Annotated in this window: 3 protein-coding genes; all 3 read right to left on the bottom strand. The window is 52.6% G+C overall.

Features of this window, described 5'->3' with window-relative positions; all coding sequences use genetic code 11:
- Positions 1–150: SapC family protein (locus AC4MRN_RS19910; RefSeq protein WP_491204298.1), on the bottom strand; the 150-nt coding region annotated here is incomplete at its 3' end.
- A 19-nt stretch (positions 151–169) separates the two neighbouring features.
- The gene (locus tag AC4MRN_RS19905; RefSeq protein ID WP_491204297.1) at positions 170–1,726 is read right to left on the bottom strand and encodes a tryptophan halogenase family protein; all 1,557 of its coding nucleotides are present in this window, start codon (positions 1,724–1,726) and stop codon (positions 170–172) included.
- 107 nt (positions 1,727–1,833) lie between these two features.
- Positions 1,834–3,855 (bottom strand): TonB-dependent receptor (locus AC4MRN_RS19900; RefSeq protein ID WP_491204296.1); only part of this gene is annotated, 2,022 nt, incomplete at its 5' end.

Here is a 3,855-nt window from a genome sequence, read left to right as displayed (position 1 = left end):
GGTAAACACAATGGGGTAGTTGACTACCAGCTTTTGAAACTCCGACACCACCACTGGGATCAGATGCGCATTAGCGCCAATATGTGGCACCTGCTGCGGGTTGATTTTAAGTGCCTTATGGGCATTGGGGTTGAGGGCAACTAAAGACATATACAGGGCTCGCTTATTGTTATACTGGCTGTAAGCCGTATTGATTAATTTTGTTCAGTAAATCACGGTGAGTTGGCAAAGCGCTGAGCACCTTTTGCCTGGCCTGCTGATTTATTTGCAATTGTTGCTGCGCAAAAGCCTGGGCCACTTGCTGTTGACCAAAGCTCAAGTCTGACTCAAACCCCATGCCGTACATCACATACTGATAGCTGGCCGCCGGGAACACTTCATTGTTGCTGGTAAAGTCGTGGTCGTAAGGCGGGTGATAGCGCCATAAATCCAATAGCTCTTGCAGGCTGTCCGGGATGGTAGCGGGATCACAGTTGTCGCGCCAAAACGCGGTGTCAGTGCGCTTGGTAAGCATGTAATGCAACTTCAGGAAATCAATAATGCGCTGCCAGCGGTACTGGAAGGTCTGGTTAAACCGCTTGGCGATAATTGGCATTGTTGCGCGGTTTACCGGCAGTTGCTCTGCCAGCATGGTGGCCGATAGCTCTACCAGTACTAAAGCTGAGGCTTCCAGGGGTTCTAAAAATCCTGCAGACAGACCGACGGCGACACAGTTGTTGTGCCAGAAATGTTCGCGATGGCCGCTTTGAATCTGGATCTGTTTTACCGACAAGTCGTTAAATTGCGGGCCGACATACTGGGCTAGCTGGTCCAGCGCTTGTTGCTCACTCTGGTAGCGCGATGCATAGACATGCCCCACGCCACGGCGGCTTTGCAAGCCAATATCCCAAATCCAGCCCGCCTGTTGCGCAGTCGAAATAGTATGGGTTGCCACCGGAGCGTCCGGGCTGTCGTAAGGCACGTGCACCGCCAGCGCGCGGTCAATAAACAGCACGTCATCACAGGGTACAAAAGGCACTTTGTAGTGTTTGCCGAGCAGCAACGACTGAAAGCCGGTACAGTCTACAAATAAATCACCGTCTATTTCACCAGCCTGTTGAGTTTGAATAGCTCGGATATCGCCATTGTCATGGGCTATTACACCGGTTACGTCTGCCAGCACGTGCCGGACATTGAGTTTTTCTGTGCAGTGACGGGTTAAAAACGCGGTAAATTTGCCTGCATCCAGGTGATACGCATAGTTTGCAACTGCGCCAAATTCGGCATGACGAATCGATTTCGGTGCGCGGTTGTGTTCACACAAGGCTTCCTGAAAGCACACTGCATTCGAAAACGATTGCTCAATAGTGTCTTGATGTTGTTGCCAGTAAGGCCCCAGGTTGCCCTGACTGAATCCTTGCGGCAGCATGAGTGGATGATAGTAGAAGTCGTTGGCGTCGCCGGTTACCCAGCCTGCGAATTTAGCGCCTTGTTTAAAACTGGCGTCGCATTCACGAATAAAATCGGTTTCTCGAATCCCCAGTTTGATCAGGGTGTTACGCATGGTTGGCCAGGTGCCTTCACCCACGCCAATCGTAGGAATATTCGGGGATTCAACCAGCACCACCTCTACCGGGTGATGGGCTTTAGTGGCATGTTCAGCCGCAATGCGACCCGCGGTTAGCCAGCCGGCTGTGCCGCCGCCAACGATTACCACTTTGCGAACAGGTTGTGATGCACTTGTCACCGTAGTTACCTCATTTATTATTGTGTAAAGGCACAGCGTACTGTGCGTTTACATAATAATAGCCAGCGTGCGCGAAAGGGTGACACGCACGCCAGCCGGGGCACTCGTTAGAATGAACCTCTTACACCAAACGCCCAGCGACGACCGCTGTCTTCAACTAACAGCATGTGGTTGCTGAAGCGTCCGCGCTTGTGCACGTACTCTTCGGTCAGGTTAATACCTTCAAAGAAGATCCCCAGTGAATCAGACAGCTCATAGCTGGCGCTCAGATCCAGTTGCTGGTAATCCTCAACGATAGTCGGGCCATCACCCTGAGACTGGGTTAACGACTGCACGAACTCACCACGCCAGTTGTAGGCAAGGCGGATCATAAAATCATCGTTTTCGTAGAAACCGACCAGGTTGTAGGAGTCACTCAGACCGGTCAGCGCAAACACCTGATTGATATTGTACGGGTCCAGCTTGGCATCGCTGTCGACCAGGGTCGCGTTAGCCAGTACACCAAAGCCAGAGTCGAAGCTGTGCTGCCAGGCCAGTTCGAAACCGTCAACAATGGCGTTTTCACCGTTGTTTGGCAGGGTATTGGTAAACACCGCCACACTGTCAGCGCCGTCCGGACCACTGCTGTCAGTCCCGGTAGACGGGTCAGTCAGCAAGCTGCCGTCACTTAGCGTAAAGGTGCGGTCTTCCTGGCTGTTCACAATGAAGTTAGAAACGTGCTTACGGAAGTAACCAATCGACGCGTAGCTGGCGATGTCGTAGTACCACTCAACAGACAAGTCGAAGTTGTCTGATTCAAATGGCTCCAGACCCGGGTTACCACTGGTCGAGGTTAAGTCACCACCCTGACGGGTTGTAGTAATAACCGTTACCGGCGACATGCTTTCCAACGTAGGACGTGTAATGGTGGTAGACACCGCTGCACGGGCAATCAGGTCGTCGGTGATTTCCAGCTTCATGCTGAAATTAGGCAGGATCACGTCGTAATCGGCGTCAACGTCGATAGGTTGCGCTTCGCCGTATTGCGCCAGCATTTCAGTCTGGTCCAGTACGGTTAACTGAATGATCGGGGCTTCGGTACCGGTTACCGACACATCGGTAGACTCGTAACGGAATCCGGCAGTACCCGACAACAACATGTCACCCACTTCGCCTTCAAAATCCATTTCTACATAAGCAGACAGGATTTGCTCTTCAACGTCGAAGCTGTTGTTGCGACGTACGGCATCAAAGCTAATGCTTGAGCCGTTAACGCTCTGGTAGTAGTTTTCCAGGAACGCGAAGTTGGCTTCACCGTTGTGTGCCAGCCATGACGTTGGCATACGGCCGCTGCCGCTTACACTGCTTAAGAAGTCGTTACCCGCGTTGAACACGTATTGCGCATCGGCAGGGATTTCCGGCAGGTCAGGGTAGCCACAGTACGTACAGTGAATACCAACGCCTTCGTTGTCCCAGCGGGTCAGGCTCTTGGTTTCGTTGCTGTACTGGGTACCAAAACGAATTTCTGTGATGCCGCCGTTGTCTGTGAAGTACTCACCGTCGAAACGCAGTTGCGTCACTTCATCTTCAACTGCCCAGCCACGACGTAACATAACGTGTGCACGACTGTTGTCTTTGTCCAGCAAGTCGCTCACGCCAGCTGGCGTCAGGCTGCTGTCATAAGCCGGGAAGCCGTCAACCGGAGAGGCCACGATGGCGCCGTCGATTTCTTGCTGACCGCTGTAAATGTTGGCGTTGGCATCAGCAAACATGCTGGCAACCGGCAGAATGTTGTCGTCAACCTGAAAGCGAACACGGTTTGCATAACCAATCAGAGACAACTGGTCACCGCCACCGTTGTTGGCTTCGCGTTCTGCGGTTGAATGGCTTAAATCAAACTTCAGGTTCAGGTTGTCGTTGTACTGGTAATCAAAGTTCAGGCCCAGTGACAGCGTGTCGGTCAGACGGTCGAAAGTCTTGGCGTGCATATCGGTCGCCAGACCCACTTCCTGGTACAAGTCGATAACCGTACCGTTTGCATCAACGGTAGGGCTCAGGCGATCGCCATTGGCATCGAACAGGCTACCGTCGTCGGCTACGCCCTGAATATTCGGCGCAGTGAACCAGTGACCGTAAGACGTGGCATTGGA

It is taken from the genome of Marisediminitalea sp. (assembly GCF_984433645.1).
Note: the sequence above shows the minus strand (reverse complement) of the source record. Positions and strands in the feature narration are given on the sequence as shown.